This is a genomic window from Nitrospirota bacterium (genome assembly GCA_016214385.1).
Taxonomy (GTDB): Bacteria; Nitrospirota; Thermodesulfovibrionia; order UBA6902; family JACROP01; genus JACROP01.
On sequence record JACROP010000053.1, the window covers coordinates 1 to 3,258 of the forward strand.

At 41.2% G+C, this 3,258-nt stretch carries 6 protein-coding genes; all 6 read left to right on the forward strand.

Annotation, left to right across the window (positions count from 1 at the left end):
* The first annotated feature begins 17 nt into the window (after positions 1-17).
* Positions 18-404 (forward strand): hypothetical protein, encoded by a 387-nt coding sequence (locus tag HZC12_03430; protein ID MBI5025779.1) that lies wholly within the window; start codon positions 18-20, stop codon positions 402-404.
* A 76-nt stretch (positions 405-480) separates the two neighbouring features.
* Positions 481-939: a response regulator gene (locus HZC12_03435; GenBank protein ID MBI5025780.1), complete on the forward strand. Its 459-nt coding sequence runs from the start codon at positions 481-483 to the stop codon at positions 937-939.
* A gap of 27 nt (positions 940-966) precedes the next feature.
* The gene (locus tag HZC12_03440) at positions 967-1,407 is read left to right on the forward strand and encodes a response regulator (protein MBI5025781.1); all 441 of its coding nucleotides are present in this window, start codon (positions 967-969) and stop codon (positions 1,405-1,407) included.
* Between the two features lie 167 nt (positions 1,408-1,574).
* The gene (locus tag HZC12_03445; protein MBI5025782.1) at positions 1,575-2,513 is read left to right on the forward strand and encodes a sulfite exporter TauE/SafE family protein; all 939 of its coding nucleotides are present in this window, start codon (positions 1,575-1,577) and stop codon (positions 2,511-2,513) included.
* Between the two features lie 85 nt (positions 2,514-2,598).
* Entirely contained in the window at positions 2,599-3,015 is a 417-nt protein-coding gene (locus HZC12_03450; protein ID MBI5025783.1) for a hypothetical protein, read from the forward strand.
* Position 3,016: 1 nt separating this feature from the next.
* Positions 3,017-3,258: universal stress protein (locus HZC12_03455; protein MBI5025784.1), on the forward strand; the 242-nt coding region annotated here is incomplete at its 3' end.

Here is a 3,258-nt window from a genome sequence, read left to right on the forward strand (position 1 = left end):
CCCTGTCCACCTTCAGTGTGAATGAAAGTATCGAGGAACTTTTGGTATTATTAAGCAAAGTTGCAAGCCAGAAGAATATCAGTCTTGTAAAGGATTTTCAGGAGAACATCCCATCCATACACAGCGACCCGTCAAAACTGCAATTTCTAATTTTTTGCTTGATTGAAGATGGCTTAAAAAGCCTTGATAGAAACAGCAGGGTTATTCTTAAGACTGAACATTCGGATGCCTCTATCATAATCACCATTGCTGCAGAGGGAGATTTTATGAGGACAGATGAAAAAGGGACATGCCCTGATGATATCTCTCAATATATTGCAGAACAGTTAGGAGGGAGTATTTACAGGGAGACATCTGGTGCAGGAGCAACCATTACACTTCCTGTATTTAGAGCAGAGGTATAAACCTAAAAATGTGGTTGGTGGATAGGTCATGCTTATCGCTGGATTCAAGATATAGTTTTCTGAAAGGAGGGACTTTATGAAGAAAAAAAAGGAAATAAAAGTTTTGCTGGTTGATGACGAAGTGGATTTTGTTGATACCCTTGCACAGAGACTAAGGATGAGAGAGCTTTTAGTAGATGCAGTTTATGATGGTGAACAGGCATTGTCTTTTATCAAAAAAATAGAGCCTGATGTAATAGTGCTGGATTTAAAGATGCCAGGCTTGCATGGCATAGATGTCCTCAGAGAGATTAAAAACTCATCCCCAAATATACAGGTTATTATCCTTACAGGACATGGCACTGAAAAGGATGAAGAAGAGGCAAAAAAGCTGGGTGGGTTTGATTTCCTTAGAAAACCTGCTGATATAGACCTTCTTGTGGCAAAAATCAAGGAAGCATTCATGGAAAAAGTTGAAAGGGCTATGACAGCAATTGCCTTTGCTGAAGAAGGAGATTTAAACACAGCCCAGAAGATAATTAAAAAAGAAGAATAGAATTAAAGCAGAAAGGAGGATATTAAAATGTCTGAAGAACTAAAAGCCAGTGTCCTTATAGTGGACGATGAGGAACAGTTCCTTGATGTGTTTTCAAAGAGACTGCAAGGCCGCGGCATGAGAGTAGATACGGCTGCCAGCGGGGAGGACGCCGTCAAAAGGGCAAAAGGCAAAGAGTTTGATGCCATTGTTCTTGACCTTGTAATGCCTGGACTGAATGGTATAGAGACATTAAAACGCCTTAAAGATGAAAACCCTGACCTGCAGATTATAGTTCTTACAGGGCATGCAACAGTGGAAAAAGGTGTTGAGGCAATAAAGGCTGGTGCTATGGATTTTTTAGAAAAACCTGTGGATTTAAACAAATTGCTCGGAATAATCGGAGAAGCACAGCACAGAAAAATCCTCATAGTTGAGAAAAAGGCTGAAGAGCATGTGAAAGATATTTTGAAGACTAAAGGCTGGTAACAGGACTTACCTTAATATCTTTTTTTAAAAAACCTTCTTTTAAAAAAGTTTGCTGCAAAAGGTTCTGATGAAGATAGTTTTTGTTTTAAATACAGATAAGTAAAGAATTATTTAAGGAGGCAATTAAGATGTCGCGTAAGGTTTTACTCGTAATCTGTATAATCATAATGGCAGTTAATCTCTTTCTTGATTTTCCAGGAATTGCTTATGGTGCCTATGATGAAGGATTAATGGCAGAGTCGGCTGAGAAAGGCTCATCCGCTCCATGGTGGATATGGCCGTTAGTCCTATTTGTTGTAACATTTTTTCTTGGCATTGTTGCTGTTCTGGGGGGTGTCGGTGGGGGTGTGCTTTTTGTTCCAATTATAGGAGGTTTCTTCCCTTTTCACCTGGACTTTGTCAGGGGTGCCGGCCTTTTAGTAGCGCTTTCAGGGGCATTGGCCGCAGGACCAGGGCTGCTTAAAAAAGGCATGGCTGACTTGAGGTTGTCTCTGCCAGTTGCTCTTATTGCTTCTGCGTGTGCAATTGTCGGTGCAATGCTCGGCCTTGCCCTTCCTACAAAAGTCATTCAGACTGCTCTGGGAGCCACTATTTTAGGCATTGTTGCGATTATGTTGATAGCGAAAAAATCGGAATATCCAGAGGTAAAGCAGGCAGATGCACTTTCAACCGCCCTCAGAATAAATGGTATCTATTATGAGATATCAACAGGGCAGGAGGTTAACTGGAAGATTCACAGGACTAAACAGGGTCTTGCAACTTTCGTAATAATCGGCATTATGGCAGGCATGTTCGGCCTTGGTGCAGGATGGGCAAATGTGCCTGTTCTTAATCTCCTGATGGGCGCCCCATTAAAGGTGTCTGTTGCAACAAGCAAGTTCCTGCTCTCAATAACAGATACATCCGCTGCATGGATTTATGTCAATAATGGTGCTGTACTGCCGATGATGGTTGTTCCATCAATAATTGGGATAATGCTCGGCTCTATAGTGGGAGTCAGGATACTGGCAAAGACAAAGCCCGCAGCAGTGCGTTATATAGTTATTATAATGCTTCTTTTTGCAGGGGCAAGGGCACTGCTTAAGGGGCTCGAGATATGGAACTAATGTTTTTAAAGTGTCACCCTGAACTTGTTTCAGGGTCTATGAGATGCTGAAATAAATTCAGCATGACTATATTAAGGAGAAATATATGGAAAAAAAATTAAAAGCAACAGAGGAACAGCTTGCCTATGCAAAGATACTTGATACAGGGATGAAAATAGGGCTGCTTGTCCTAATAATTACATTTGTAATTTATATGTCAGGCATTCTTCAGCCCCATGTGCCTGTGAATGATCTCCCTGAATACTGGGGTCTATCCGTACATAAATACCTTGAACATACAGGCATTAATCCTGGCTGGTCATGGCTCGGTATGCTCGGCAAGGGTGATTTTCTCAACTTCATCAGTATAGCTTTTCTCGCAAGCGTGACCATAATATGTTACATTGCAATTATACCGATATTGTTCAGGAAAAAGGATACGGTTTATGGTCTGCTCGCGATACTTGAAGTACTGGTGCTAATGCTTGCTGCATCAGGGATACTGAAGGCAGGAGGACACTAAAATGGATGCCAGGATGGATTATATGGGGCCGCTTAAGAATATTCTTCTAGCAACGGATGGTTCTGAATACAGTGAAGGAGCAATAAAAGAGGCAATATACCTTGCAAAGTCATGTATTGCAAAGCTTTCGGTAATATACGTACTGGAGGTCAATCCTGAGTTTGAAACCGAAGGTCTACATTTTGTAGAGAAAATGGAAACTGATGCGAGGGAACATTTGGACAAAATAAGAAAAATAGCTGC

Coding starts and splice junctions, on each gene's coding strand:
- HZC12_03450 (MBI5025783.1), top strand. CDS start 2,599: ATGGAAAAAAAATTAAAAGCAACAGAGGAACAGCTTGCCTATGCAAAG.
- HZC12_03445 (MBI5025782.1), top strand. CDS start 1,575: ATGGCAGTTAATCTCTTTCTTGATTTTCCAGGAATTGCTTATGGTGCC.
- HZC12_03440 (MBI5025781.1), top strand. CDS start 967: ATGTCTGAAGAACTAAAAGCCAGTGTCCTTATAGTGGACGATGAGGAA.
- HZC12_03435 (MBI5025780.1), top strand. CDS start 481: ATGAAGAAAAAAAAGGAAATAAAAGTTTTGCTGGTTGATGACGAAGTG.